This is a genomic window from Acetobacter lovaniensis (genome assembly GCF_014207635.1).
In the GTDB taxonomy this organism is placed as follows: Bacteria; Pseudomonadota; Alphaproteobacteria; order Acetobacterales; family Acetobacteraceae; genus Acetobacter; species Acetobacter lovaniensis.
This window is the reverse complement of record NZ_JACHIE010000045.1, coordinates 1-1989: the sequence shown is the minus strand read 5'-3', so window position 1 is coordinate 1989 and position 1989 is coordinate 1. Positions and strand designations below refer to the sequence as shown.

At 55.1% G+C, this 1989-nt stretch carries 2 protein-coding genes; both read right to left on the bottom strand.

The window, feature by feature from the left end:
• Window positions 1-227 precede the first annotated feature (227 nt).
• A complete protein-coding gene (locus HNR55_RS17160; protein WP_257125309.1) occupies window positions 228-359 on the bottom strand; it encodes a hypothetical protein in 132 nt (43 codons plus the stop codon).
• A gap of 510 nt (window positions 360-869) precedes the next feature.
• On the bottom strand, window positions 870-1547 hold the full coding sequence (locus tag HNR55_RS16600; protein ID WP_166117207.1) for a hypothetical protein: 678 nt from the start codon (window positions 1545-1547) through the stop codon (window positions 870-872).
• Between the last annotated feature and the right edge of the window lie 442 nt (window positions 1548-1989).

The window sequence follows — 1989 nt, the reverse complement described above, 5'->3', positions numbered from 1 at the left end:
AAGCATTGTGTTTGAACGGCCGTCCACATAAATCCATAGGAGGGACCCGAGGGCCGTGCGACACGACCGCCAAGAGTCTGGTGGCGCGCGGCCCTCGGGAGGTGCCTGTGGAGTTGTGGATAGCCCGCCGGGGCAATAATACGGCCATCTTTTACCGGCCGGAAAGCAACAGAATGATAAAGGGAGGCCGAAACGCCTTACGGCGGGCTATGCCCGCCGGTCTCGGGTTAGTTGCGCTCCAATGACTCCCGCCATTTGGCAAGGCGTGTCGCAATCGGACCAAGAGACAGGCCAATAATTGCCGTACCGAGGCAGAAAGGCACTGCATAGACCAGAATGGCGCGTGTAGTATCGTCCATATTTTAGTCCTCCTCTTTCGGAGTATACGGGATATAAAGCAGGAAAAGCAAAGACAGTGTTTCAATACCGAGCGCGACAATCAAAGCGAGAGCCGCTGTGCCCGGCACAAGGTGAGAGGGCGGAGAAAACAAAGGGGTGATAAGTCCGACCCCCACAACTGCCAGCGCGATTGTCTGCAAGGCGGATGCTATGGCCTTTAACCTGTCCTCGCGGTGTTTTGGTGTTTGCACGGGCGGCAATAACGCCCGCAAAACCGGGTGAGGCTTTGTGTTGTCCAATACTTCTATTCCGACAATTGGGGAAAAGTTACGGTTTCGCTCATGACCCATTCAGCGGGCTTTATGACGCACCCGGAAGTCCATTTTTCAGAGATCAATTCATACACTATTCCGGCGGGACATACAGCAAACCACACGCCATCTTCACGCCAAACAGATTTAAAGTCGTTCATTTTCATCTCGGCCGTTGGTGTCGGTGCGCCGGGCCTTATTGGCCCGGCTGGTCGTTGTTCAGATACCAAGTGCCTCGTCGAGAGCTGCGGCGGCTTCCTGTGACACGGTGCGGTTATTCACACGGGACTGGTAGGGCTGCCATTCTTCGCCCATGACTTCGGCATAAGCCGTGCAGGCTCCGCTGGCGATATGGTACAGAGCGTATGCCTTCACTGCATGTTCGGCTGCGACCCGGCGCAAGCGGCCTGTGTAGTTATCCTGTCCGTCGATGCCCATGCGGTCGTCGTCGCGGTGTTCGTTTGCCCATTTGTCCTTGGCATCTTTTGCAAGCTGGCGGCGGCTTTCGTAGTAATTCGCCGCACCATGAGCCGAGCGCACAAGCGCATCAACGATACGGTCAAGATGTATCTTGATCGCCTTAAAATCATCTTCGCCGTTAAAAGACGTGACCAGAACGGACCGTAACGCCTCATACTGGTCACGGACGGCGCTCAGGCCGAGGCCGATCATTTCGTCAACGTCTGCAACGTCCAACCCGAAACGCGGGCCAATCAGCGCAATCTGGTCGTCTGAGGGGGCCAGAAGCTCCACATTGGCCAGCGAGGGAGACCGCTGCGCTTTCATGCGCTGTTCCGTTTGATGAAACTGACGGGCGCGGGCAGGAGATACGGAACCGGCGGCATCGCCCTTGCGGGGGGAGTTAGCCTTGCTTACAGTGTTCTTTACGTCGGACATGAAACTCTCTCTTTCTGTTCTGGCTAGTCCCGGTTTGGTGTTCGAGCACCGACCGGGACGTTTTGTTGTTTGGGCCTATTCCCTCTTAACAAGTAAAGATTAGTACATCCCGACAAACAGAGCAAGAGAAAAAGCGTAGAAAACTGCCAAAAAAGCGTGTTTTTTCGGTCTTTTTTTACACAGATAAACGAAACAATATTGCGCGTTATATTTCTGTATTTATTTCCACATCTTTCTTCCAAGAACAAATTGGCGCGGTCTGTTTCGGTATTACATTTCCCGTCATTTTATACATGACGCCCCTCGCACCCCGCAACGCGGAACGGCGGGCAAGAGGCATGGTCGCCCCACCCCACTCCTTGCCTCCTGAGCAAAAAGGCCCCGTCCCCGGCACAAGGGACTGACTGCACCAGAGGGCGCGTGGGACGCGCCAGCCGTAGGC

What these genes read in the sequence shown, in the direction of transcription:
- HNR55_RS16600 (WP_166117207.1), bottom strand. Translation starts at nt 1,547, where the DNA reads ATGTCCGACGTAAAGAACACTGTAAGCAAGGCTAACTCCCCCCGCAAG.
- HNR55_RS17160 (WP_257125309.1), bottom strand. Translation starts at nt 359, where the DNA reads ATGGACGATACTACACGCGCCATTCTGGTCTATGCAGTGCCTTTCTGC.